Annotated in this window: 20 protein-coding genes; 12 read left to right on the top strand and 8 right to left on the bottom strand. The window is 72.0% G+C overall.

Translation table 11 applies throughout. From position 1 onward, the window contains the following. Positions 1-4 precede the first annotated feature (4 nt). Complete coding sequence (locus ACIRPU_RS08940; RefSeq protein WP_403863713.1) at positions 5-1,003, bottom strand: TAXI family TRAP transporter solute-binding subunit; 999 nt, start codon at positions 1,001-1,003, stop codon at positions 5-7. 99 nt (positions 1,004-1,102) lie between these two features. Between ACIRPU_RS08940 and ACIRPU_RS08945 the strand changes: the two genes are divergently transcribed. Further along, the gene (locus ACIRPU_RS08945) at positions 1,103-1,510 is read left to right on the top strand and encodes a MazG nucleotide pyrophosphohydrolase domain-containing protein (RefSeq protein WP_385565752.1); all 408 of its coding nucleotides are present in this window, start codon (positions 1,103-1,105) and stop codon (positions 1,508-1,510) included. A 14-nt stretch (positions 1,511-1,524) separates the two neighbouring features. On the opposite strand, the gene ACIRPU_RS08950 is transcribed toward ACIRPU_RS08945, so the two are convergent. From ACIRPU_RS08950 to ACIRPU_RS08960, 3 genes are all read right to left on the bottom strand, one after another. Further along, on the bottom strand, positions 1,525-2,925 hold the full coding sequence (locus tag ACIRPU_RS08950) for a hypothetical protein (protein ID WP_403863716.1): 1,401 nt from the start codon (positions 2,923-2,925) through the stop codon (positions 1,525-1,527). Positions 2,926-3,218: 293 nt separating this feature from the next. Then, complete coding sequence (locus ACIRPU_RS08955) at positions 3,219-4,442, bottom strand: cation:proton antiporter (protein ID WP_403863719.1); 1,224 nt, start codon at positions 4,440-4,442, stop codon at positions 3,219-3,221. Positions 4,443-4,446: 4 nt separating this feature from the next. Continuing rightward, complete coding sequence (locus ACIRPU_RS08960; RefSeq protein ID WP_403863722.1) at positions 4,447-4,932, bottom strand: cation:proton antiporter regulatory subunit; 486 nt, start codon at positions 4,930-4,932, stop codon at positions 4,447-4,449. Positions 4,933-5,397: 465 nt separating this feature from the next. On the opposite strand from ACIRPU_RS08960, the gene ACIRPU_RS08965 reads away from it, so the two are divergent. The 4 genes from ACIRPU_RS08965 (at position 5,398) to ACIRPU_RS08980 (ending at position 9,535) form a co-directional block, all read left to right on the top strand. Beyond that, positions 5,398-6,384, top strand: a complete 987-nt coding sequence (locus tag ACIRPU_RS08965) for a sensor histidine kinase (protein ID WP_403863725.1) — start codon at positions 5,398-5,400, stop codon at positions 6,382-6,384. A gap of 34 nt (positions 6,385-6,418) precedes the next feature. Continuing rightward, complete coding sequence (locus ACIRPU_RS08970) at positions 6,419-7,117, top strand: response regulator (protein ID WP_403863728.1); 699 nt, start codon at positions 6,419-6,421, stop codon at positions 7,115-7,117. Between the two features lie 110 nt (positions 7,118-7,227). Beyond that, positions 7,228-8,757 (top strand): tRNA (N6-isopentenyl adenosine(37)-C2)-methylthiotransferase MiaB, encoded by a 1,530-nt coding sequence (gene miaB, locus ACIRPU_RS08975; protein ID WP_403863731.1) that lies wholly within the window; start codon positions 7,228-7,230, stop codon positions 8,755-8,757. Between the two features lie 61 nt (positions 8,758-8,818). After that, positions 8,819-9,535 carry a class III extradiol dioxygenase subunit B-like domain-containing protein gene (locus ACIRPU_RS08980; protein WP_403863734.1) on the top strand — a complete coding sequence of 239 codons (717 nt, stop codon included), beginning with the start codon at positions 8,819-8,821 and terminating at the stop codon, positions 9,533-9,535. Positions 9,536-9,701: 166 nt separating this feature from the next. Here ACIRPU_RS08980 and ACIRPU_RS08985 read toward each other — a convergent pair whose 3' ends face one another. Together ACIRPU_RS08985 and ACIRPU_RS08990 are read right to left on the bottom strand one after the other, a co-directional pair. Further along, positions 9,702-9,971 carry an antitoxin gene (locus ACIRPU_RS08985; protein WP_355703477.1) on the bottom strand — a complete coding sequence of 90 codons (270 nt, stop codon included), beginning with the start codon at positions 9,969-9,971 and terminating at the stop codon, positions 9,702-9,704. A 24-nt stretch (positions 9,972-9,995) separates the two neighbouring features. Beyond that, on the bottom strand, positions 9,996-10,301 hold the full coding sequence (locus ACIRPU_RS08990) for a hypothetical protein (protein WP_403863737.1): 306 nt from the start codon (positions 10,299-10,301) through the stop codon (positions 9,996-9,998). A 181-nt stretch (positions 10,302-10,482) separates the two neighbouring features. Here ACIRPU_RS08990 and miaA point away from each other — a divergent pair, with 181 nt between their 5' ends. From miaA to hflX, 6 genes are all read left to right on the top strand, one after another. Beyond that, complete coding sequence (gene miaA, locus ACIRPU_RS08995; protein ID WP_355703475.1) at positions 10,483-11,421, top strand: tRNA (adenosine(37)-N6)-dimethylallyltransferase MiaA; 939 nt, start codon at positions 10,483-10,485, stop codon at positions 11,419-11,421. Between the two features lie 108 nt (positions 11,422-11,529). Next, positions 11,530-12,039, top strand: a complete 510-nt coding sequence (locus ACIRPU_RS09000; protein ID WP_403865037.1) for a hypothetical protein — start codon at positions 11,530-11,532, stop codon at positions 12,037-12,039. A 75-nt stretch (positions 12,040-12,114) separates the two neighbouring features. Beyond that, a complete protein-coding gene (gene dapF / locus ACIRPU_RS09005; protein WP_403863740.1) occupies positions 12,115-12,984 on the top strand; it encodes a diaminopimelate epimerase in 870 nt (289 codons plus the stop codon). Between the two features lie 300 nt (positions 12,985-13,284). Continuing rightward, positions 13,285-15,471: a RelA/SpoT family protein gene (locus ACIRPU_RS09010; protein ID WP_403863743.1), complete on the top strand. Its 2,187-nt coding sequence runs from the start codon at positions 13,285-13,287 to the stop codon at positions 15,469-15,471. Between the two features lie 176 nt (positions 15,472-15,647). Beyond that, positions 15,648-17,159 carry a M1 family metallopeptidase gene (locus ACIRPU_RS09015; RefSeq protein WP_403863746.1) on the top strand — a complete coding sequence of 504 codons (1,512 nt, stop codon included), beginning with the start codon at positions 15,648-15,650 and terminating at the stop codon, positions 17,157-17,159. 135 nt (positions 17,160-17,294) lie between these two features. Beyond that, on the top strand, positions 17,295-18,788 hold the full coding sequence (hflX, locus tag ACIRPU_RS09020) for a GTPase HflX (RefSeq protein WP_403863749.1): 1,494 nt from the start codon (positions 17,295-17,297) through the stop codon (positions 18,786-18,788). 73 nt (positions 18,789-18,861) lie between these two features. Here hflX and ACIRPU_RS09025 read toward each other — a convergent pair whose 3' ends face one another. Together ACIRPU_RS09025 and ACIRPU_RS09030 are read right to left on the bottom strand one after the other, a co-directional pair. Continuing rightward, positions 18,862-20,073, bottom strand: coding sequence for a trypsin-like serine peptidase (locus ACIRPU_RS09025; protein ID WP_403863752.1), 1,212 nt, complete (start codon positions 20,071-20,073; stop codon positions 18,862-18,864). Positions 20,074-20,328: 255 nt separating this feature from the next. Continuing rightward, the gene (locus ACIRPU_RS09030; protein WP_403863755.1) at positions 20,329-21,552 is read right to left on the bottom strand and encodes a trypsin-like serine peptidase; all 1,224 of its coding nucleotides are present in this window, start codon (positions 21,550-21,552) and stop codon (positions 20,329-20,331) included. A 351-nt stretch (positions 21,553-21,903) separates the two neighbouring features. On the opposite strand from ACIRPU_RS09030, the gene ACIRPU_RS09035 reads away from it, so the two are divergent. Beyond that, positions 21,904-23,649 carry a diaminobutyrate--2-oxoglutarate transaminase family protein gene (locus ACIRPU_RS09035; protein WP_403863758.1) on the top strand — a complete coding sequence of 582 codons (1,746 nt, stop codon included), beginning with the start codon at positions 21,904-21,906 and terminating at the stop codon, positions 23,647-23,649. Positions 23,650-23,849: the final 200 nt, after the last annotated feature.

The following is a 23,849-nucleotide window of genomic DNA, read 5'->3' on the forward strand; positions in this document are numbered from 1 at the left end:
GGTCCTACGGCTTCACGGAGCGGTAGTAGCGCCGGGCGCCCTCGTGCAGCTTCAGCGGGTCGGTGTAGATGGCCGTGCGCAGGTCGACCAGCTGCGCGGAGTGCACATGCGCACCGATCCCGTCCCGGCTCTTGATCACGGTTCGGGTCAGCCACTCGGTGAGCCGGGGCGCCATGTCCGTACGGGTCATCAGCAGGTTGGACACCGCGATCGTCGCCACGGTCGAGCCGTTCTGGATCGTGGGATACGCCGACTCGGGCATGTTCGTGGCCCGGTAGAACCCGGTGGCGTCGTCCTGGTCGTGCATCTTGGCGACGAGGTCGGGGCCGATCGGCACGAACCGGAAGGTGAAGTCGTCGGCCAGCTTCTCCAGTCCGGCCGTCGGCACCCCGCCGGACCAGAAGAAGGCGTCGATCCTGCCCTTCTTCAGCTGCTCGGGACCGGTGTCGATGCCCTGCGACACGGCGTCGATGTCCTTCGCCGGGTCCAGGCCGGCCGCCTTGAGCACCCGCTCGGCGATCAGCCGCACACCCGAGCGGGGCAGCCCGGTCGCCACGGTCCTGCCCCGCAGGTCAGCGACGGACCGGATGTCGGAGTCGCGCGGCACCACGAGCTGGACGTAGTCGTCGTACAGGCGGGCCACCCCACGCAGCCGGGCGGCCGAGCCGGGGTGCTGCCGCTCGTACGTCTCCACCGCGTCGGCCGCGGCGATCGTGAAGTCGGCCTTGCCGGTCGCCACGCGCTCGACGTTCTCCTGAGATCCGTTGCTGGTCGACAGCTTCACGTCCAGGTCGGGCATGTCGCGGGCGAGCTCCGCGCGCAGGCGGCTGCCGTACTCGTAGTAGACGCCGCTCGACGTGCCCGTGCTGAAGGTGATCGACCCGCTCGGCGGGTCCTCGCCCAGCGGCAGCAGCCACCACAGCAGCAGCCCGAGGACGACGACACCGGCGGCCGTGCCCTGGAGGGCGCGGCGCCTGTCGATACGGGAGAACAACGGGGACATGGGCGCGATCCTGCCAGCCGGAACGCGGTGCTGACCAGGGCGGGGCTCACAGGGCCGGTTGCGGACCGCAGTGTCAGTGGCCGTCGTTACAGTCGGTGCATGAGTTCCTCGCCCGCCGAACTGGTCCGTGAGTTCCACCGTGCCTTCGGGCTCGACGCCCGCAGCACGCCGACGGAGGTGTCGCCCCGCCTCGCCGCGCACCGCGGAGAGCTCCTCGCCGAGGAGGCGGCGGAGGTCGCCGAGGTGTCGGTGAGCGGCCCGCTGGACCGGCTTGCGCACGAGCTGGCCGACGTCGTCTACGTCGCCTACGGCACGGCCCTGGTGCACGGGATCGACCTCGACGCGGTGCTCGCCGAGATCCACCGGTCCAACATGACCAAGCTGGGCCCCGGTGGCCAGGTCGCCCGCCGTGCGGACGGCAAGGTCCTCAAGGGCGAGCACTACGAGATACCGGACGTGTCCGCGGTGCTGCGCCGCCAGGGCTGGACCCCTGGCGGCGCGGCCTGAGGCCGGTGGTCCGGTCAGGAGGCCGACCCGCCGCCCGCCAGCTTCCACTCCCGGTGCAGCGCGCCCAGCGGGATGTCCCGCTGGAACACGGGCGTGCCGAAGATCGTCAGCTGGAGCCGCAGGGTGCCGCTCAGGTCGACACCGCCGTACACGGCCCAGGAACCCGCGGCATCGAACACCGCGTCGGTGCCGGTGACCGTGCCGGCGCCCTCGCCGCGGACGTAGGGCGCCAGATCGGCGACGACGCCGACACTGCCGTACAGGCCCACCGTGGCCTGGGCGCCGAGGGCCGCCTTCACGCTGCCGGCGGTGGTGACGGAGGTGCGCACCGGAGTGCTCTTCATGTTTGAGGAGCTGACCGGGGTCCAGCCCTGGCCGAGGCCGAAGGTGCCGCCCGCCGTGAAGTCGCCCTGGAGGCTCTGCTCCACGTCGACGGTGATCCTGCCGTCGCCGCTGATCTGGAGGTAGCAGGTCAGGTCCAGGTTGACCACGACGGGCACGGGGCCGACCTGGAGGACCGGATCGGCGTGCAGGGTGGCGAAGGGGATCCGCACCGGAGTGGCGGAGGCGCCCGCGCGGCCCTTGAGCGACCAGCCCGAGGTCCAGTCGCCGGACACGCCCAGGTACGCCGAGGCGGGCGCGGCGTCGGTGCCCTCACCGCCGTAGCGGAAGTCGACCTGCGGGGCGACCTGCACGAAGCCGGAGACGGAGGCGGCCGCCGACGCGGATGTGTCCCCGACGGTCGGGAGGTCGGCGCGCACGTCGAGTCGCAGGCTGCCGAGCGGAACCGTCGCGCCCTCCGGGCCGACGTGCACGTCGGCCGTCTTCGACCAGGAGACGTCGACGTCGGGCAGCAGCTCGTCGATGTCGAAGGCGGCCGGGGCGACCGGCACGCTGCCCTTGGCGGTGTCGTTCCCGAGCAGGGCGTTGAGCTGAGCCGGCGCGGTCTGCACCTCGGTGCCCTCGTCGGTCTCGCCGATCACCTTCGTGACCTCGGCGAGGAGCCCGTTCGGGGCACCGGGCGCGGGGGCGCTGGCGATGACGTCGCCGACGGCGGTGCGGTGCGGGGCCGACGACGCGCCCGGCGAGGCCGAGGCCGAGGAGGAGCTCGTGGCGGAGGGCGTGGCGGAGGGTGCGGTGTCGGAGGCGATGACGGCCCGTCGGGTCTTGCCGTCGTACGAGCTGACGCTGAGCTTCGTCCGGTGGGCTCGTCCGTCGGAGTCCCCGGGGTGGGCCGTGGCGGTCGCGGTGCTGCCCGTGGGGGCGGCGGCCACCGCCAGCGAGCGGTCGGCGGCGGAGGCGGCGGTCTCCGCGTCGGCCTGACGGGCGGCTGCCGAGGAGGAGGGTTCGGCCTGCGACGAGGGGGAGGAGCAGCCCGCGGCGAGGAGGAGGGCGGATACGGCTAAGGCGGGCATGAGGGCACGGGAGTGCCTCGTGCGTGTGCGCAAGGTCGGTCCTGGAGGTGGGGGAGAGGAAGGGGGGACCGGCCTGGCAGCGGATTCCTACTGGCCGGTAACGAGCCATGAGCATGCCATGACCGTCTCCTCGCCACTCCGTGATCCGGACACGCTGTGCTGTGACGTGCGCCACGGAGTGTGGCGGGCCACGGGGTGTGGTGAGGGCCCGGCCACGGGGTGTGGTGAGGGCCCGGCCACGGGGTGTGGTGAGGGCCCGGAGGGGGTCCGGGCCCTCACCACGCCTCAGTACCTCAGTCGCGCACCGGCGTCTGCGTCCGCGCCTCGGGCGACTGCTCGGTCGTGGCGTGCTCGTGCGGCGTCCGGCGCCGTGCCCACCAAGCCGCCAGCGGCTCCGTGTAGCGGGCGGTGAGCGGGCCCAGGACGACCAGGATCAGGACGTACGCCGTGGCCAGTGGTCCGAGAGAGGACTCGATCCCGGCGGTGACCGCCAGCCCGGCGATGACGATCGAGAACTCCCCGCGAGCCACCAGCGAGCCGCCCGCCCGCCAGCGCCCCTTGACCGAGATCCCGGCTCGCCGGGCCGCCCAGTAGCCGGTGGCGATCTTCGTCGCGGCGGTGACCACCGCCAGCGCGAGGGCGGGCAGCAGGACGGGAGGGATGCTCGCCGGGTCGGTGTGCAGCCCGAAGAAGACGAAGAAGACGGCGGCGAACAGGTCGCGCAACGGGCTCAGCAGCGTGTGCGCGCCCTCGGCGACCTCGCCGGACAGCGCGATGCCCACCAGGAACGCCCCCACGGCCGCCGACACCTGGAGCTGCTGCGCCACGCCGGCGACCAGGATGGTGAGCCCCAGCACGACGAGGAGCAGCTTCTCCGGGTCGTCGCTCGACACGAACCGGGAGATGACCCGGCCGTAGCGCACCGCCGCGAACAGCACGAGACCCGCGACGCCCAGCGCGATCGCCAGGGTGACGCTGCCGGCCGCCAGCCCGACCCCGGCCACCAGAGCGGTGACGATGGGCAGGTAGACCGCCATGGCCAGGTCCTCGAGGACCAGCACGCTGAGGATCACCGGGGTCTCCCGGTTGCCGACCCGGCCCAGGTCGCCCAGCACCTTGGCGATCACCCCGGACGACGAGATCCAGGTGACGCCCGCCAGCACCACGGCCGCCACCGGCCCCCAGCCCAGCAGCAGCGCGGCGGCCGCGCCCGGCAGGGCGTTGAGGGCGAAGTCGACGAGACCGGCCGGATAGTGGGCCTTGAGGTTGGAGACCAGATCGCTGGCCGTGTACTCCAGGCCGAGCATCAGCAACAGCAGGATGACGCCGATCTCGGCACCGGTGGCGACGAACTCCTCGCTCGCGCCGAGCGGCAGCAGCCCGCCCTCGCCGAAGGCCAGACCGGACAGCAGGTACAGCGGGATCGGCGAGAACCGGAAACGGGCGGCGAACCGGCCGAGCAGGCCGAGGCCGAGGATGATGGAACCGAACTCGATCAGCAGGACCGCGGAGTGCACTCGATCACTCCCGACCGAGTATGGCCGCGGCCGCGTCCACACCTTCGCGGGTGCCGATGACGATGAGGGTGTCACCGCCCGCGAGACGGAAGTCCGGCGCCGGCGACGGGATCGCCTCGGCCCGCCGCAGCACCGCCACGATCGAGGAGCCGGTCTCCGTCCGCATCCGGGTGTCGCCCAGCAGCCGCCCGTTCCAGCGCGAGGTGGCCGCCACCTCGATGCGCTCGGCGACCAGCCCCAGGTCGGTGGTGTAGAGCAGGCTCGCGCTGTGGTGGGACGGCATCAGCGCGTCGATCAGCGAGCCCGCCTCGGCTCCGGTCAGCCGTAGCGACTGGGCGCAGGAGTCGGGGTCGTCCTCCTGGTAGAGACCGACCGTCCGCGTGCCGTCGCGATGGGCCACCACGGACAGGTGGCGCTGCTCCCGCGTCACGAGGTCGTACTGGACTCCGATGCCTGGCAGCGGTGTCGTCCGGAGGCGTGGAGCAGACACGTTTCTTCCCCTTGCTGGTCGTTTGCTGGGCGTTTCGTGGTCGTTCCTGGGACGTCTGGGACGGGTGCCCAAAACCGCCATGCTGCCATCCACACGTACGGTGACGACATGGGTGTCGTGACGGATGGACAGGGCCGACGGTGGGCGGAGAGGCTGGTCACGGCGGTGCCATGGAGAAGCGGCCGGTATCGCCCCGGGAGCCGACAGGAGCCGGAAACCGGAAGGCCCGCAAGGCCCGCAAGGCCTGCAAGACCCGGAAAGCCCGGAGGGGCCAGAGGGGCCGGAGCGGCGGGAGGGGCGGGAGCGGCCGGAGCGGCGGGAGGGGCGGAAAGAGCGGCACGACCTGCACGAGACCAACGAGACCAACCAGATAAGCGAGGCGGACGAGCCAGGCGAGTCTGCGGAGTCAGGCGACTTCACGGAGTCGGGCGAGTCAGCGGAGTCGGGCGAGGAGGAGCCGCGCACATGTCGCTGTTCTGGCGGATCTTCGTGCTCGACGCAGTCGGCCTGGTCGTCGCGGCCGCACTGCTGCTGGGCCCGGTCACCGTCTCCACGCCCATACTGCCGGGCGAGGTGCTCGTCGTGGTCGCGGGACTGGCCGCGCTGCTGACCGTCAACGTGGTGGTGCTGCGCGTCGGACTGGCCCCGCTGGGGCGGCTGGGACGGGCCATGGCCGCCGCCGACCTGCTGCACCCCGGGGCCCGTGCCGTGGTCGCGGGACCGGTCGAGACGGCCGAGCTGATCACGACGTACAACGCCATGCTGGACCGGCTGGAGGCCGAGCGCGCCGCCAGCGCGGCCGGGGCGCTGTCCGCCCAGGAACGCGAGCGTCACCGCATCGCCCGCGAACTCCACGACGAGGTCGGCCAGACCCTCACCGCCGTGCTGCTCCAGCTCAAACGCGTCGCCGACCGGGCCCCGCGCGACCTGCGCGAGGAAATCGGCCTGGCGCAGGAGGCCACCCGCGCCGGCCTCGACGAGATCCGCCGCATCGCCCGTCGGCTGCGCCCCGGAGTCCTCGACGAACTCGGACTGCTCAGCGCCCTGCGCTCGCTCGCGGGCGAGTTCACCACCCATGGACTGACGGTGCGCCACGACCTTCGCGCCGGTCTGCCCCTGCTGACCGAGGAGACGGAACTCGTGCTCTACCGCGTGGCCCAGGAGGCCCTCACCAACACCGCCCGGCACTCCGGCGCCGACCGCGCCGAGCTCCGCCTCCACCCTGTCGCCGACGGGGTCGAGCTCCTCGTACAGGACAACGGCAGGGGTCTGGGCGCGACGGCCGGGGAGGGCGCCGGGATCCGGGGGATGCGGGAGCGGGCCCTGTTGATCGGCGCGACCCTCACGGTGTCGTCGAGGGCGGACGGCGACGGCGGAACGGGCATACGGCTACGGGCGGCGGCGAGTGCCGGCCGGGACGCGGACGCGACGGCCCCGGTCGGAGGCCGCTGATGGTGGACGGCACGGCACCGGTCGGAGGCCGCTGATGGCGGACGGCACGGCACCGGCCGCACCCGGGTCCGCGACCTCTCCGACCCGCGTCCTGCTCGCCGACGACCACACCCTCGTACGCCGGGGGGTACGGCTCATCCTGGACGGCGAGCCCGATCTGACGGTGGTCGCCGAGGCCGGGGACGGCGCCGAGGCGGTCGATCGCGCCCGGGCCGGGGACATCGACCTGGCCGTCCTCGACGTGGCCATGCCCCGGATGACCGGTCTCCAGGCGGCCCGTGAACTGTCCCGCCGCCTCCCGGCCCTGCGCATCCTCATCCTGACCATGTACGACAACGAGCAGTACTTCTTCGAGGCGCTCAAGGCCGGAGCCGGCGGGTACGTCCTGAAGTCGGTCGCCGACCGGGACCTGGTCGAGGCGTGCCGGGCGGTGGTGCGGGACGAGCCGTTCATCTATCCGGGCGCGGAGCGGGCCCTGGTCCGTTCGTACCTGGAGCGGCTGCACCGCGGCGACGGTGTCGACGGGCTGCCCGCGCGGCCCATCACCGAGCGCGAGGAGGAGATCCTCAAGCTCGTCGCCGAGGGGCACACCTCCAGGGAGATCGGCGCGCTGCTGTTCATCAGCGCCAAGACGGTGGAACGCCACCGCGCCAACCTCCTGCACAAACTCGGCATGCGCGACCGTCTCGAGCTCACCCGCTACGCGATCCGCGCGGGCCTCATCGACCCCTGACGCCCGTCCCGGTCGTGGCCGCGCGATCTCCGGCCCCGGTCCCGCCGGTCCGCGGGTCGTGAGAACGGAGGACCGACGGGCGTTCCTCGGGGAGCGCCTACCCTTGAGCCATGACCAGCAGCAGCGACCGGAGCCTCGCAGTGGACGTTCACACACCCAAGAGCTACGAGATCCGCACCTATGGGTGCCAGATGAACGTCCATGACTCCGAGCGATTGTCCGGGCTGCTCGAAGAAGCCGGGTATGTACGCGCCCCCGAGGGGTCCGACGGCGACGCCGACGTCGTCGTCTTCAACACCTGCGCGGTGCGCGAGAACGCCGACAACCGCCTCTACGGCAACCTCGGCCGGCTCGCGCCGAGGAAGGCGAGCCGGCCCGGGATGCAGATCGCGGTCGGCGGCTGTCTCGCCCAGAAGGACCGCGACACCATCGTCAAGAAGGCGCCCTGGGTGGACGTCGTCTTCGGCACGCACAACATCGGCAAGCTCCCGGTCCTGCTGGAACGCGCACGCGTCCAGGAAGAGGCCCAGGTGGAGATCGCCGAGTCGCTCGAAGCGTTCCCGTCCACCTTGCCGACGCGGCGCGAGAGCGCCTACGCGGCGTGGGTGTCGATCTCCGTCGGCTGCAACAACACCTGCACCTTCTGCATCGTCCCGGCCCTGCGCGGCAAGGAGAAGGACCGCCGCACCGGCGACATCCTCGCCGAGATCGAGGCGCTGGTCGGTGAGGGCGTCTCCGAGATCACCCTGCTCGGCCAGAACGTCAACGCCTACGGCTCCGACATCGGCGACCGCGAGGCCTTCAGCAAGCTGCTCCGCGCGTGCGGCGCGATCGAGGGCCTGGAGCGCGTCCGCTTCACCTCCCCGCACCCGCGCGACTTCACCGACGACGTCATCGCGGCGATGGCCGAGACGCCCAACGTGATGCCGCAGCTGCACATGCCCCTCCAGTCCGGCTCGGACACGGTCCTGAAGGCGATGCGCCGGTCCTACCGGCAGGAGCGTTACCTGGGGATCATCGAGAAGGTGCGCGCGGCCATCCCGCACGCGGCGATCACCACCGACATCATCGTGGGCTTCCCCGGCGAGACCGAGGAGGACTTCGAGCAGACCCTGCACGCGGTCCGCGAGGCCCGTTTCACGCAGGCGTTCACCTTCCAGTACTCCAAGCGCCCCGGCACCCCGGCCGCGACCATGGAGAACCAGATCCCCAAGGAGGTCGTGCAGGCGCGCTACGAGCGTCTCGTCGCCCTCCAGGAGGAGATCTCCTGGGAGGAGAACAAGAAGCAGGTCGGTCGCACCCTCGAGCTGATGGTGGCCGAGGGGGAGGGCCGCAAGGACGGCGCCACCCACCGCCTCTCCGGCCGCGCCGCTGACAACCGCCTGGTCCACTTCACCAAGCCGGAGCAGGAGGTGCGCCCCGGCGACGTCGTGACCGTCGAGGTGACGTACGCCGCTCCGCACCACCTTCTGGCCGAGGGCCCCGTCCTGGACGTGCGCCGCACGCGCGCGGGGGACGCCTGGGAGAAGCGCACCGCCGAGAAGGCGGCGAAGCCGGCCGGCGTCCTGCTCGGCCTGCCCAAGATCGGCGTGCCCGCGCCGCTGCCGGTGGCCGCGGGCAGCGGCTGCGGCTGCGACTGACAGCCGGCGCGACGCCTGGTCGGTAGCCCCGTGGCCCTTGTACGGGGTTACCCTGCCGATCATGCTTGTCGCCGCCGCAGTCTGCCCCTGTCCGCCCCTGCTGGTGCCCGAGGTCGCCGCGGGCGCCGCTGCCGAGCTGGATGCCGCGCGAGCCGCCTGCTCGGACGCGCTGGCCGTGCTGGCCGCCGCCCGGCCGGATCGGCTCGTGGTCGTCGGGCCGGCCGAGGAGTCCGGGCGTGGCCCGCACCCGGAGGGCGGACGGGGTTCGTTCTCCGGCTTCGGGGTGGATCTCGCCGTACGGCTGGGCCGGGGCGGCGGGGACCCGCCGTCCGCACGCGAGCTGCCGCCGTCGCTCGCCGTCGCCGCCTGGCTGCTCGAACGGACGGGGTGGTCGGCCGCCGCCGTCGAGGGGCTCGGCGTCGGGGAACCGCTCGCGGCCGAGCGGTGCGTCGAAATCGGCCGGGGCATCGGCGCGGCGGCGGAGCGGGTCGCGCTGCTGGTGATGGGCGACGCCAGCGCTTGCCGGACGCTGAAGGCGCCGGGCTATCTCGACGAGCGCGCGGCGCCGTTCGACGCCGAGGCCGCGCGGGCGCTCGGCACGGCGGACCTCGCGGCCCTCAAGGCGCTGGACGCCGACCTGGCGTACGAGCTCAAGGCCTCGGGCCGGGCGCCCTGGCAGGTGCTGGCGGGCGCGGCCGAGGGCGCCGGACTGACGGGCGCGCTGCTCTACGAGGACGCGCCCTACGGGGTGGGATACGTGGTCGCGGCCTGGTCGTAGGGGCGCAGGTGGCGTAGGGGGCCTCTGGGGGCGTGCGGGTCGCAGGCGGCCGGACGGCGACGTCGTGCGGCCCCGGGGAGCGGCGCTGCCGGTGAAACGGCGGACGGCCGCGAGCGTCTCCGCCGCGCGGCCGTCCGCCGATCGATGGGCCCGTGTGAGGTGCCGCTCAGGAGGCCGGCGGGGGAGTGTTCGGCGGGGTGAAGGTGTCGCCGCCCCCGGCGGGTTCGTCCTTGTGCGCGAGCCGGTCCATGGCGCCCTTGGCCTTACCGGTGCCCGACTGGATCCTGTCGCTGTACTTGCCCTTGGTCTTCTCGTCGACGACCTTCGCGGCCTTGTCGAGACCGTGTTGGACCTTGTCCCCGTGCTGTTGCGCGAGGCCCGAGACCTTGCCCTTGGCCGGGGAGAGCCTGGCCTTCAAATTGTCCAAAAGACCCATGGGGCACCTTCCTCGCGGGTTCCGTCACGCACGAGCGCCTTCGCCCGCTTCGCTGTCGGCCGCCTCTTCGGCGGACTGCTGCCGAGGAATCTCGACCCCGTCGGTAGCGGCGACGGGGTCGAGTTCCTTCGTCTTCACCGGCTCCGGCTCGACGGCGCCTTCGGCCTCCTCGGTCCCGGCCGGCTCCCGCGCCGACGTCGGCTCGACCGTCCGCTCCGCCTCGACGCCGTCCGCCGGCGTACCGGCCGACGCGTCGGCGGCGCCCGCCGCCTCCGCCGTCGCCTCCTCCGTCGTCCTCGACCTCCGAAAAATTCGCGCCAATACGCCCATAACCACTCCATACGGTACTCGTGCGGGCGAAATCCCGCGTTGGCCGGTACGTCCGTTTGCGTCACCGGGGTCACCGCCCCCGTGAAGGGAGACGGGAATCTCGCAACGGGCAACGACGTCGGACCGGCGCCGTCACGTAACTCGTTCGAGGGCGGGGGCCGGGGTTTGCGAGACTGGTGCCGTGAGCAGCGCACCCCCCGCCCCCCGCGTCATCGCCGTCGTCGGACCGACCGCGGCCGGAAAGTCCGATCTGGGCGTATTCCTGGCCCAACGGCTCGGCGGCGAGGTCGTCAACGCCGACTCCATGCAGCTCTACCGAGGGATGGACATCGGCACCGCCAAACTGACGCCCGATGAGCGCGGTGGCGTCCCGCACCACCTCCTGGACGTCTGGGACGTGACGGAAACCGCCTCCGTCGCCGAGTACCAGCGGCTGGCCCGCGAAAGGATCGACACCCTGCTCGCCGAGGGTCGTTGGCCGATTCTCGTCGGCGGCTCGGGGCTGTACGTCCGGGGCGCCGTCGACAACCTGGAGTTCCCCGGCACCGACCCCGAGGTCCGGGCCCGGCTGGAGGAGGAGCTCACGCTGCGCGGCTCTGGCGCGCTGCACGCCCGGCTGGCCGCCGCCGACCCCGAGGCCGCGCACGCCATCCTGCCCGGCAACGGCCGCCGTATCGTCCGGGCCCTCGAGGTGATCGAGATCACCGGCAAGCCGTTCACGGCCAACCTGCCAGGTCACGACTCGGTCTACGACACCGTCCAGATCGGGGTCGACGTGGCGCGCCCCGAACTCGACGAGCGGATCGCCCGCCGCGTCGACCGGATGTGGGACGCGGGGCTCGTGGACGAGGTCCGCGCGCTGGAGGCGCGGGGCCTGCGAGTGGGGCGCACTGCCTCGCGCGCGCTCGGCTACCAGCAGGTCCTCACCGCCCTGACCGGCGAGTGCACACAGGATGAGGCGCGCGCCGAAACGGTCCGTGCCACCAAGCGCTTCGCGCGCCGTCAGGATTCGTGGTTCAGGCGCGACCCGCGGGTGCACTGGTTGAGTGGGGCCGCTGCTGACCTCACAGAACTTCCGGAGCTCGCGTTGGCGTTGGTGGAACGACCGGTCACAGCCTGATCACGTCATGGCATCGGGACGCCCAGGCCGTCATCCGGGCATCCGACGCCGTGCCATCATCGAGCTTCGATCGACCAAGTGGAGTCCGAGTTGGGAGGGCGCGTGGCGATGGAGGCCGGCCCTCGCGACACCGCAAAAGGCACCGAGCACCTCACCACCGAGCGTGGTGAACCGGAGCCCGAGGAAGTCCGTCTGAGCCCCGACGGGCCGGACGAGGACGACACCCGGGACGGCGTGAGCGACGACGGGCCCGAGCCCGAGGAGATGTTCGCGGGCGGCCCCGAGGTCGAGGTCGAGCTGCGCCCGCAGCGACGGCTCCAGATCTGGCAGCTGGCGCCCATCGTGGCGCTGGCCGCGGTCGGCTCCCTGATGTTCGCCTTCCCGCTCGCGTTCGACTTCGGTGACAGCGGCGCCATGATCGCCATGCTCGGGCTGCTGATCTGCTCCTGTGCGGCCGGCTGGGGAATGACGGCCGCGCGCCGCGTGGGTTACACGTGGCCCGGTCTGCCGCAGCGCGGCTCCGGTCGCCGTCCCGACTGGCGGGTCGTCCTCGCGTACGTCGTGATGGTCGCCGCGGTGGTGGCTCTGGCCGTGGGGCGGGTCGCCCGGCTGCGCTGAGCTCCACGCGCGCGTGGAGCTCACCGGCGTCGCCGCCCGGGACGGGGTGTCCTACCCACCCCGTACGATCGAGGAATGAGCACGCGGATCGCCTTCCTCAAGGGGCACGGCACCGAGAACGACTTCGTGATCGTCCCGGACCCCGAGAACGCCATCGACCTCCCCCCGACCGCCGTGGCCGCCCTGTGCGACCGCCGCGCGGGCATCGGCGGTGACGGGCTGCTGCACGTCGTGCGGTCCGCCGCGCACCCCGAGGCGAAGGACATGGCGGCCGAGGCGGAGTGGTTCATGGACTACCGCAACGGCGACGGCTCCGTCGCGGAGATGTGCGGCAACGGCGTCCGGGTGTTCGCGCGCTACCTCCAGCACGCCGGTCTCGTCACCGAGGGCGACCTCGCGGTCGCCACGCGCGGGGGCGTGAAGCGTGTGCACCTCGACAAGGAGGGCGACGTCACCGTCGGCATGGGCAGGGCCCGCCTCCCCGAAGGGGATGTCACGGTGAGAGTCGGCGAGCACAGCTGGCCCGCGCGGAACGTGAACATGGGCAACCCGCACGCCGTCGCCTTCGTGGCGGACCTCGCGCACGCGGGCGATCTCCTCGCCCCGCCGCCGTTCAGTCCCGCCTCGGCCTACCCGGACGGGGTCAACGTCGAGTTCGTCGTGGACCGCGGCCCGCGGCACGTCGCCCTGCGCGTGCACGAGCGCGGATCCGGCGAGACCCGCTCGTGCGGCACGGGCGCGTGCGCCGTCGCCGTGGCGGCCGCGCGCCGGGACGGCGCCGACCCGGCGGTCACCGGTGTGCCGGCGACATACGTCGTGGACGTCCCCGGTGGACGTCTGGTGATCACCGAGCGGCCCGACGGCGAGATCGAGATGACCGGGCCCGCAGTGATCGTCGCCACAGGCGAGATCGATCCGGGGTGGCTGGAAACAGTCGCCCGCTGATTCCGTCGAGGCTTGGCATCGGAGGCGGGACCGGCCCGACGACCCTGGGGGTCGCACCCCGGGGTCCGGTCGCGGGCTCGAATTCACGATCGAGATCGAGTCAGGCGGCTCAAAATCGTAAACCCCTGACCCTTCGCTCGAATGGGTGATCCGTTTCACGCTCGGCGAGAGGCGGTCAGTCGCGCGTGATGGGCTCGGTAGCATCAAGCACCGGCCCGGACGGGGAACCGTTCGCCAGTCCCCTGAGCCGTGTCCGCCCTGGGACACCCCGTCCGCCGGTCCACGCAGCCGGAGGTGCCCATGAGTGCGGAGGCCACGAATCCCGCGACCCCAGGCCCGGTAGTGCCTTCAGCGCCCCGCAGGCGCAGTCGCCCCCGGATCGACCTGCGGCGCCTGGGCCGGGCCGCGCTGCTCGGCCCGGCCTCCCGCGGCCGGCTGCCCGACGCGATCGGCCATGTGGTCGAGGCCCATCGCGCCCACCACCCCGACGCCGACCTGGAACCGTTGCACCGCGCTTATGTGCTCGCCGAGTCCTCGCACCGCGGCCAGATGCGCAAGAGCGGCGAGCCCTACATCACCCACCCGCTCGCCGTGACCCTGATCCTCGCCGAACTCGGCGCGGAGACCACGGCCCTGACGGCCTCGCTGCTCCACGACACCGTCGAGGACACCGATGTGACGCTCGATCAGGTCGGCGAGGAGTTCGGCGCCGAGGTGCGCTATCTCGTAGACGGCGTCACGAAGCTGGAGAAGGTCGACTACGGCGCGGCCGCCGAGCCCGAGACCTTCCGCAAGATGCTCGTCGCCACCGGCAACGACGTCCGCGTGATGTCGATCAAACTCGCGGACCGGCTGCACAACATGCGCACCCTCGGCGTGATGCGCCCCGAGAAGCAGGAACGCATCGCCAAGGTCACCCGCGACGTCCTCATCCCGCTCGCAGAACGCCTGGGTGTCCAGGCCCTCAAGACCGAGCTGGAAGACCTCGTCTTCGCGATCCTGCACCCCGAGGAGTACGAGCACACCCGCGAACTGATCGTCGACAACGCCTCCCGCGCGGACGACCCCCTCGCGGAGTTCGCCGAGGCGATGCGCACGGTCCTGCGCGACGCCGACATCCAGGCCGAAGTCCTCATCCGGCCAAGGCACTTCGTCTCCGTGCACCGCGCGTCCCGCAAGCGCGGCCGGATGCGGGGCGCCGACTTCGGCCGGCTGCTGGTGCTGGTGAACGAGGACGCCGACTGTTACGCCGTCCTGGGCGAACTGCACACCTGTATGACGCCGGTCGTCTCGGAGTTCAAGGACTTCATCGCCGTTCCCAAGTTCAACCTGTACCAGTCCCTGCACACCGCCGTCGCCCGCGAGGACGGCCAGGTCGCCGAAGTCCTCATCCGCACCCACCAGATGCACAAGGTCGCCGAGGCCGGCGTCATCGCCCTCGGCAATCCCTACACGGCTCCCGCGGAGGAGCAGGCCCGGGGGAGGGTCCCCGCGGACGAGGAACGCGTCGACCCGACCCGGCCCGGCTGGCTCTCCCGCCTCCTGGACTGGCAGGAAGCCGCGCCCGACCCCGACACCTTCTGGTCCACCCTGCGCGAGGACCTCGCCCAGGACCGCGAGATCACCGTCTACCGCCCCGACGGCGGCACGCTCGGCCTGCCCGAGGGAGCCACCTGCGTCGACGCCGCGTACGAGCAGTACGGCGAGGACGCCCACGCCTGCATCGGCGCCCGGGTGAACGGCCGTCTGGCGACCCTCAGCACCGTCCTGCGGGACGGCGACACCGTCCAGCTCCTCATGGGCCAGGACCCCGCCTCGGAGCCCTCCAGGGAGTGGCTGGAGCACGCCCACACCCCCGCCGCCCGCATCGCCATCCAGCGGTGGCTGGCGACGCACCCCGCCCCGGCCGAGCACGAGGGCGCGGAGAGCGCGGAGGACTCCGGGACCGCCAAGGCCGCCGAGGCGACCGCCCGTTCCGCCGCCGACACGGCCACACCGGACGCCCCCGCATCACGGCCCGGCGCCGCGATCACCGTCGTCGGCCGGCCCGACGCGAGCGTCCGGCTCGCCGGGTGCTGCACGCCCGTGCCCCTCGACGAGGTCACCGGCTTCGCGGTCCGCGGGGGAGTGGTGACCGTGCACCGCGCCGAATGTTCCGCAGTGGCGCGCATGGCGGACGCGGGCCGCGAAGAGGTCGACGTGCGCTGGGGCGACACCACCGGATGCCGGGTCACCCTGGTCGCCGAATCGTTCGGCCGCCCCCATCTGCTCGCCGACCTCACCGAGGCCATGGCACTGGAGGGCGCCGAGATCGTCGCCGCGACCGTCGAGCCACCGAGCCAGCAGCGGGTGCGCCACACGTACACCGTGCAACTCCCGGACGCCGGCCACCTGCCCACCCTCATGCGCGCCATGCGGAACGTGCCCGGGGTCTACGACGTGGGCCGCGCGCAGCATCACGCACCCGCATCCCCGGAGCCGACGTAGCAGGTGTCCACGCGCCCACGTGCGTGCGCCGCGCCGACCTCCACGCGCGCGTGGAGCGAAGGCGCGTCGCGCAGGTGTCCTCCCGGGCGTCAGGCACACGCGCGTGCGCAACCCGTTCGAGTGGGCCGGGCGCGCGTCGCCGACGCGACGGACGTGCGCGCTGGTAGCGGTGGTGCATGCTGCTCACCCCTCGCGCCCGGCTGAAATCCGCGCTCCTCGCCTCGGCCGTCTCCGTCTGCCTCGTCGCCGCGAGCGCCCGGGCGGTCCCGCTCGGCGTCGGCGACCGTCTGTTCCCGTACCTGGGCAACCCGGGGTACGACGTCGCCTCGTACGACTTGGCCTTCTCGTATTCGGGCACCAACACCAAGCCCCTCCAGGCGATCACCACCATCGACGCCTGGACCACCACCGCCCTGGACCGGATCAACCTCGACTTCGCCCAGGGCAAGGTCGAATCCGTCGAGGTCGACGGCGCGCCCGCGACCTTCAGCAGCGCCGGCGACGACCTGGTGGTCACCCCGGAGGACTCGCTGCCGGCAGGCAGCTGGATGCGGATCACCGTGCGGCACACCAGCGACCCCGTGAGCACCGACGGCCGGGACGGCGGCTGGGTACGGACCGCGGACGGCCTCGCCATGGCCAACCAGGCGGACGCCGCGCACCTGGTCTTCCCGTGCAACGACCACCCGTCCGACAAGGCGATGTTCACCGTCCGGATCACCGCTCCCAACGGCTACACGGCCGTCGCGGGCGGGCTGCCGACCGGGGTCGAGCGGGCCGAGAAGGCCACCACCTGGACCTACCGCACCCAGCACCCCATGGCCACCGAGCTCGCCCAGGTGTCCATCGGCCGTTCCACGGTCGTGCACCGTGAGGGGCCGCACGCCCTGCCCGTACGGGATGTCGTGCCCACCAAGGACCGAGAACTCCTCGAACCGTGGCTGAAGAAGACCCCCGACCAGATCGCCTGGATGGAGGGCAAGGTCGGCCCCTATCCCTTCGAGACGTACGGCCTGCTCATGGCCGAGGCCTCCACCGGGTTCGAACTCGAGACGCAGACCCTCTCCCTCTTCGAGAGGGACCTCTTCACCGAGCCCGGCTACCCCAAGTGGTACGTCGAGTCGATCATGGTGCACGAGCTGTCCCACCAGTGGTTCGGCGACAGCGTCAGCCCGCGCACCTGGTCCGACCTGTGGCTGAACGAGGGACACGCCACCTGGTACGAGGCGCTGTACGCCGAGGAGAAGGCGGGACGCACCCTGGAGGCGCGGATGAAGGCGGCGTACGGCGCCTCCGACCGCTGGCGCTCCACGGGCGGCCCGCCGGCACAGCCCAAGGCCCCCAACCCCGGCCAGAAGATCAGCATCTTCCGGCCCAACGTCTACGACGGCGCGGCCCTCGTCCTCTACGCCCTGCGTCAGGAGATCGGCCGGACCGCGTTCGAGCACCTGGAGCGGGCGTGGGTCCACAACCACCGGGACTCCACGGCGACCACGGCCGACTTCGAGCGCCTCGCCCAGGAGATCTCCGGACGCGATCTGGCCCGGTTCTTCAAGGACTGGCTGTACGGCGAGAAGACCCCGCCGATGCCCGGCCACCCGGACTGGAAGCCGGCGGCACCGGTCGCCAAGGGCGAACCGAAGGCCGCGCCGAAGGTCGCCCCGCCGGCTCGGCGGACCGCGAAATAAGGCCGTGACGAGACGGGCCGTACCGTGCGACCATCGTGAGGTCGGTGCGGCGCGGGACACGGGAATCTCCCAGAGTGCTCGCGCGTTGACCCTCATGAAGGCCGCTGTACCGGCATCCAACGACGTAAGGACCCAATGACCTCCTCTTCTTCCCCTTCCCAGGACACCCAGCGCGTTGCGCACGCCTACCCCGAAGGTCTCCGGGCCGATGCCCTGATGGAAGAGGACGTCGCCTGGAGCCACGAGATCGACGGAGACCGGGACGGCGACCAGCTCGACCGCTCCGAGCGCGCGGCCCTGCGGCGCGTGGCGGGCCTCTCCACCGAACTCGAGGACGTCACCGAGGTCGAGTACCGACAGCTCCGCCTGGAGCGGGTCGTACTCGTCGGCGTCTGGACCACGGGAACCGCACAGGACGCGGACAACTCCCTCGCGGAGCTGGCCGCCCTCGCGGAGACGGCCGGCGCGCTGGTGCTCGACGGCGTCATCCAGCGCCGTGACAAGCCCGACGCGGCCACCTACATCGGCTCCGGCAAGGCCCAGGAGCTGCGCGACCTCGTGCTCGAGACGGGCGCGGACACCGTCATCTGCGACGGTGAGCTCAGCCCGGGCCAGCTGATCCAGCTCGAGGACGTCGTCAAGGTCAAGGTCATCGACCGCACGGCCCTGATCCTGGACATCTTCGCCCAGCACGCCAAGTCCCGAGAGGGCAAGGCGCAGGTCGCGCTCGCGCAGATGCAGTACATGCTGCCGAGGCTGCGCGGCTGGGGTCAGTCGCTGTCCCGGCAGATGGGCGGCGGCAAGGGCGGCGGCCTCGCCACCCGTGGCCCCGGTGAGACCAAGATCGAGACGGACCGGCGCCGGATCCGCGAGAAGATGGCGAAGATGCGCCGGGAGATCGCGGACATGAAGACCGGCCGCGAGATCAAGCGCCAGGAGCGCAAGCGCCACAAGGTGCCGTCCGTCGCCATCGCGGGCTACACCAACGCCGGCAAGTCGTCGCTGCTCAACCGCCTCACGGGCGCGGGCGTCCTGGTCGAGAACTCCCTGTTCGCGACCCTGGACCCGACCGTGCGCCGGGCGGAGACGCCGAGCGGTCGCCTGTACACGCTGGCCGACACGGTCGGCTTCGTCCGGCACCTGCCGCACCACCTGGTCGAGGCGTTCCGCTCCACCATGGAGGAGGTCGGCGAGGCCGACCTGATCCTGCACGTGGTGGACGGCTCGCACCCGAATCCGGAGGAGCAGCTGGCCGCCGTACGCGAGGTGGTCCGCGACGTCGGCGCCACCGGCGTGCCCGAGATCGTCGTGATCAACAAGGCGGACGCGGCCGACCCGCTGACGCTCCAGCGGCTGATGCGGATCGAGAAGCGCTCCATCGCGGTCTCGGCCCGTACCGGCCAGGGCATCGACGAGCTGCTCGCGCTGATCGACAACGAGCTGCCGCGGCCGTCGGTCGAGGTGGAGGCGCTCGTGCCGTATACCCACGGCGGCCTGGTCGCCCGCGCCCACACCGAGGGCGAGGTGATCTCCGCGGAGCACACGGCGGAGGGCACCCTGCTGAAGGTGCGGGTGCACGAGGAGCTGGCGGCGGACCTCGCGCCGTACGTACCGGCTCAGCTCGCCTGAGCCCTCGCGGCCCGCTGAACGCCCGAAGGCCCGCCCCCGCTTGCCGCAGGGGCGGGCCTTCGGCGTGCTCGGCTCACTGACCGCCGTACGTCTTGCTCATGTTCTCGTAGAGCGCCTCGGCCTCCGGGCCGAGCTGGGGCCCGGCCAGCCAGCTGTTGTCGGCCGGGCCGATCGAGGTGTTGGAGACCAGTTCGGTCCTGCCGTCCACCACCCGGAACCAGCCGCCGCCGGACGAACCGCCCGTCATCGTGCAGCCGATGCGGTACATCGCCGGCAGCGAGGGGTCGAGTGAGAACCGCCCGGGCCGGTCGAGGCACTTGAACATCTTCAGCCCGTTGTAGGGCGGGGCCGCCGGGTAGCCCCAGGCGCCCATCGCGGCGACCTCGGTCGCGGACGGCGCGGAGAAGTCCACGTCCAGTGCCCCGCCGACCGTCTCCTCCAGCGACTTGGAGCCCTGCTCCGGCGTCACGTGCAGCACGGCGTAGTCGTACGCGGCTCCCGCGCCGCCCGTGTCCGAGCCGCCGGCGATCCACTCGTTCGACGTCGACGCCCAGTCGGCCCACCAGTTGCCGTAGGGGGCGATCTCCGAGGCAGTGGCGTCACCGAGCTGCGCCTCGGACTTGCCGAGGTCGTTGTAGGCGGGGACGAAGACGAGGTTGCGGTACCAGCCACCGTCGCCGCCGGCGTGCACACAGTGCCCGGCCGTCCAGACGAGGTTGGACTTGCCGGGGTGGTTCACGTCCTTGACGACCGTGCCGGAGCAGACCATCGCGCCCTCGGGCGAGTCGAAGAAGACCTTGCCGACCGGGGCCGCGTTCTCGTGGTACGGCGTCTTCTCGGCCTCCGCCTTCACGGCCGTCGGATCCGGATCGCCGGCGCTCTGGTCGGCGGCGGCGTCCTTCGTGGTGACGGTCTTGTTCGCCTCCTTCGCGGACTGCATCCGCTCGGGCTTCCACAGCCCCTCGATCACCGGATTGACGAAGTCCTTGGCCGCGCTGAGCCACTTGTCCTTGTCCCAGTCCTGCCAGCCGCCGTCGGCCCACTTGTCGACGTCGACGCCGTGCTTCGCGAGCTTGTCGGCGACGCCGGCCGGGACCCGGACCTTGCTGTCACCAGAGCCGGAGCCGGAGCCGGCGGCCGTCCCGGAGGCGGTGGCACCGGCTTCGGCGTCGTCGGAGCCGTTGCACGCGGCGGTCGTCAGAGCCAGTGCGGTGACGAGCCCGGCCGCGAGCAGGGTGCGCCGTCGGCCGTGTGGGCGCGCGACGGGCGTACGTGTGGAACGCATGGTGCGAGGTCCCCCGTTGAAGCGTGTGTAGGTGGAGCGGGTGTCGGTGAATCGGGTGAACGTGAAGCGGGCGAACGTGAAGCGGGTGGATCGTCGAACGTGCGAGACGACCTGGAATGTCATGCGCCTGACAGGTGAATCGCCGAGTCGACGCGGCGCTCGCCCGCAGGCAACACCCCACTATGCCCGTGGAATTCGGGACGAACAGCGGTGGGACGGTGAAGGTTCCCGACAGGCGTCCCACCGCCGATCAAGCTACTGACCGGCGAACTTGTCGCTCACCGAGTCGTACACGCCCTTGGCCACGGCACCCAGCCGCGGCCCCGCGAGCCAACCCGCGTTCACCGGGCCGATCGAGGTGTTGGACACCAGCGAGGGCTTCCCGTCCGACCCCGCCGCGACCCAGCCGCCGCCCGACGACCCACCGGTCATCGTGCAGCCGATGCGGTACATCGTCGGATCCGAGGAGCTCAGCGAGAACCGCCCCGGCTTGTCCTGGCACTGGTAGAGCTTCTGCCCGTCGTACGGCGCCGCCGCCGGGTAGCCGGTCGCGGTGATGCTGCTCACCTTCGGCACCGCCGGGGCGTTGAAGTTCACCGGGAGCGCCGAACCGACCGTCTCCTCCAGGGACTTGCCCGTACCGCCCTCCTCCGGCGTCACATGGATGACGGCGTAGTCGTACGAGGCGCCGTCGCCGCCGGTCTGCCCGCCCTGCGCGATCCACTGGTCGGACGTCTTCGTCCAGTCGCCCCACCAGACCCCGTACGGAGCCGCCTGCTCCTTGGTGGCCGTCTCCAACTGCTCGGCCGACATGCCCGAGTCGTTGTACGACGGCACGAACGCGATGTTGCGGTACCAGCCGCCCCCCTTGCCGGCGTGCACGCAGTGGCCGGCCGTCCACACCAGGTTGGACTTCCCGGGGTGAGCCGGGTCCTTCACGACCGTCGCCGAGCAGACCATCGTGCCCTCGGGAGAGTCGAAGAACACCTTGCCCGCCTCGGCGGCGTTCTCGTGGTACGAGGGGGAAACGGCCTTCGCGTCCACCGCCTGCGGCGTCGCGTCGGTCACGCCCTGGTCACCGGAGAGATCGTTCTCGTCGACGCTGCGGTCCGGGTCCTCGGCCTCTCGCATCCGGTCCGGGTCCCACAGCCCCTCGATGATCGGGTTGACATAGTCCTGCGCCTCACGCAGCCAGTCGTCCCGGTCCCAGTTCTTCCAGGCGCCGTTCTTCCACTTGTCGAGGTCGATCCCGTGCTCTTTGAGCCTGTCCTTGATGTCGTCCGGGATCGTGATCTTGCCGTCGCTGCCGGTCGACGCCGTCGCGTCGGTCTTGCTGCCCGCGTCGGTGTCGCCGGAATCACAGGCGGTCGCGGTGAGCGCGAGCACCGAGGCGAGGGCCACGGCGCCCAGTACGGGGGAGATTCCGCGGCGCGCGTTCCTCCCCCGCCGAGCGGTGAACGACGGCCGTATGGATCGCATGATCTGACTCCCCCTGCTGTCAACGAACTTGAAGTACCGGCCGGTCCCCGCGCAGTGGAACTCATGGTGATCTCACACCGAGTTCAAGCGGGTCTCACGGCCATGTGTGATGCCACCACACGATATGCGGTCGCCGCGGAGGACTCCCGACCGAATGGCAACTGTTCCGCCACAGACCACCGACGGGACCCGACAAGGGGGGATCGCAACGGGCGACGTGGGGTGCACAGGCGTCGGCGCGGGCACGGTCATTCTCGTCACGACCCGTAACCAGTACGGCTGTCCGGTGTTGGTAGCGGTGGGAACTGCTGTGTGTGCTCGCCCTTCGACCGGCGGGAGGACAGAGGAGGCGTGGCCGTGACCGAGCCAGTACCCGAGGAGGCCCCCTCGGGGCGTACCACCGCGACTCGCCCCGACGGAGCTCCTGGCGCCGAGTCTTCCGTCGCGGGAGCCCTCGTCGCCGATACGGCCGCCGCGGCGGGGAGCGGGACGGGCGGCCGGCCCGCGCACGAGGGGATCCTGCGGCGTCAGTCGGCTCGTGAGTCCGCCGCGCGCACCTACGCCCGTGCCCTGCCGATCGTGCCGGTACGGGCACGCGGGCTGACCATCGAGGGCGCGGACGGCCGTCGCTACCTGGACTGTCTCTCGGGCGCCGGAACGCTCGCACTGGGCCACAACCATCCCGTCGTGCTGGAGGCCATCCGCAAGGTCCTCGACTCGGGGGCGCCCCTGCACGTCCTCGACCTGGCCACCCCGGTCAAGGACGCCTTCATCACCGAACTGTTCCGGACGCTGCCGCCCGGTCTCGCCGACCACGCGCGCGTGCAGTTCTGCGGACCGGCAGGTACGGACGCCGTGGAGGCCGCCCTCAAGCTGGTCCGGGCCGCCACCGGCCGCACCGGTGTCCTGGCCTTCACCGGTGCCTACCACGGGATGACCGCCGGATCGCTCGAAGCCTCCGGGGGCGCCTTCGACGTGCGGGTGGCGCGACTGCCCTATCCGCAGGACTACCGCTGTCCGTTCGGCGTCGGCGGCGAGCACGGCGCCGAACTGGCCGCCCGCTGGACCGAGTCCGTCCTCGACGATCCCAAGTCGGGGGTACGGCACCCCGCCGGGATGATCCTCGAACCGGTCCAGGGCGAGGGCGGTGTGATTCCCGCGCCGGACGGGTGGATGCGGCGTATGCGGCAGATCACGGCCGAACGCTCGATCCCGCTGATCGCCGACGAGGTCCAGACCGGCGTGGGCCGGACCGGCGCCTTCTGGGCGGTGGAGCACAGCGGGGTCGTCCCCGATGTGATGGTCCTGTCCAAGGCCATCGGAGGCAGCCTGCCGCTCGCCGTCATCGTCTACCGTGACGCCCTGGACGTCTGGCGACCCGGCGCCCACGCGGGCACGTTTCGCGGCAACCAGCTCGCCATGGCCGCCGGCACGGCAACCCTCGCCTACGTCCGAGAGAACCGCCTCGCCGAACGCGCGGCCGCCCTGGGAGCCCACCTGTTGGGCCGACTCCGCCGCCTCGCCCAGGACTTCCCGTGCATGGGAGACGTGCGGGGGCGCGGGCTGATGATCGGGGTCGAGATGGTGGACCCCGAAGCGGAATGCGGGCCCGGCGCGCTCGGCGCTCCACAGGCCGTCGCGCAGGCCGGTGACGAGCCCGGCGGGTCGGCCGGCGCCGTCCATGCCAATGACGTGACGCCCCGCCCGATGCTGCCCTCGGCTCCCGGGCCCGCTCCCTACCCCGCCGCCCCCGCGCTGGCCGCCGCCGTCCGGCGGGAGTGCCTGCGGCGGGGCCTGATCGTCGAACTCGGTGGCCGCCACGCCAGCGTCGTACGGCTGTTGCCGCCCTTGACGATCACCGACGAGCAGGCCGCCGCGGTACTCGACCGACTGGCGGACGCGATGGCGGCCGTGTCCCGCAGCCACAGCCGCGGCGCGAGCCGCAGGGTGCCCGATCAGCCGACCCGTCAGCCTCACCCCGATCACCAGCCCGAGCCCCAGTCCGAGTCCCAGGCCCAGCCCCGGAGCCAGAGTCGGCCGGGTCTGCCGCCCGGTACGGACCGACGGCAAGGTGGCCCTGCCGAGTGGGCGGGGTAGCCCCGGCAACCGCCGGCGCATCCACGCGACCGCGAGCACGGGCGTCGGCGGTACCGGTAAGGACCTCTCGGTCGGTGCGCGACGCCCACGACCCGCGAGCGCGCGAACTCGACGCCACCGCCTGCCCCCCACGGCCTGGTCCCCACGGCCTGCTCGCGGCCGACCCACGACTTCACGAGGAACGACCTTGACCACCTCTT

Source organism: Streptomyces sp. NPDC102259 (assembly GCF_044766465.1).
Lineage (GTDB): Bacteria > Actinomycetota > Actinomycetes > Streptomycetales > Streptomycetaceae > Streptomyces.

What these genes read in the sequence shown, in the direction of transcription:
- ACIRPU_RS08950 (WP_403863716.1), bottom strand. Translation starts at nt 2,925, where the DNA reads ATGCCCGCCTTAGCCGTATCCGCCCTCCTCCTCGCCGCGGGCTGCTCC.
- dapF (WP_403863740.1), top strand. Translation starts at nt 12,115, where the DNA reads ATGAGCACGCGGATCGCCTTCCTCAAGGGGCACGGCACCGAGAACGAC.
- ACIRPU_RS09010 (WP_403863743.1), top strand. Translation starts at nt 13,285, where the DNA reads ATGAGTGCGGAGGCCACGAATCCCGCGACCCCAGGCCCGGTAGTGCCT.
- ACIRPU_RS09000 (WP_403865037.1), top strand. Translation starts at nt 11,530, where the DNA reads ATGGAGGCCGGCCCTCGCGACACCGCAAAAGGCACCGAGCACCTCACC.
- ACIRPU_RS09015 (WP_403863746.1), top strand. Translation starts at nt 15,648, where the DNA reads ATGCTGCTCACCCCTCGCGCCCGGCTGAAATCCGCGCTCCTCGCCTCG.
- ACIRPU_RS08980 (WP_403863734.1), top strand. Translation starts at nt 8,819, where the DNA reads ATGCTTGTCGCCGCCGCAGTCTGCCCCTGTCCGCCCCTGCTGGTGCCC.
- ACIRPU_RS08990 (WP_403863737.1), bottom strand. Translation starts at nt 10,301, where the DNA reads ATGGGCGTATTGGCGCGAATTTTTCGGAGGTCGAGGACGACGGAGGAG.
- ACIRPU_RS08965 (WP_403863725.1), top strand. Translation starts at nt 5,398, where the DNA reads ATGTCGCTGTTCTGGCGGATCTTCGTGCTCGACGCAGTCGGCCTGGTC.
- ACIRPU_RS08985 (WP_355703477.1), bottom strand. Translation starts at nt 9,971, where the DNA reads ATGGGTCTTTTGGACAATTTGAAGGCCAGGCTCTCCCCGGCCAAGGGC.
- ACIRPU_RS09030 (WP_403863755.1), bottom strand. Translation starts at nt 21,552, where the DNA reads ATGCGATCCATACGGCCGTCGTTCACCGCTCGGCGGGGGAGGAACGCG.
- ACIRPU_RS08970 (WP_403863728.1), top strand. Translation starts at nt 6,419, where the DNA reads ATGGCGGACGGCACGGCACCGGCCGCACCCGGGTCCGCGACCTCTCCG.
- miaB (WP_403863731.1), top strand. Translation starts at nt 7,228, where the DNA reads ATGACCAGCAGCAGCGACCGGAGCCTCGCAGTGGACGTTCACACACCC.
- ACIRPU_RS08940 (WP_403863713.1), bottom strand. Translation starts at nt 1,003, where the DNA reads ATGTCCCCGTTGTTCTCCCGTATCGACAGGCGCCGCGCCCTCCAGGGC.
- hflX (WP_403863749.1), top strand. Translation starts at nt 17,295, where the DNA reads ATGACCTCCTCTTCTTCCCCTTCCCAGGACACCCAGCGCGTTGCGCAC.
- ACIRPU_RS08945 (WP_385565752.1), top strand. Translation starts at nt 1,103, where the DNA reads ATGAGTTCCTCGCCCGCCGAACTGGTCCGTGAGTTCCACCGTGCCTTC.
- ACIRPU_RS09025 (WP_403863752.1), bottom strand. Translation starts at nt 20,073, where the DNA reads ATGCGTTCCACACGTACGCCCGTCGCGCGCCCACACGGCCGACGGCGC.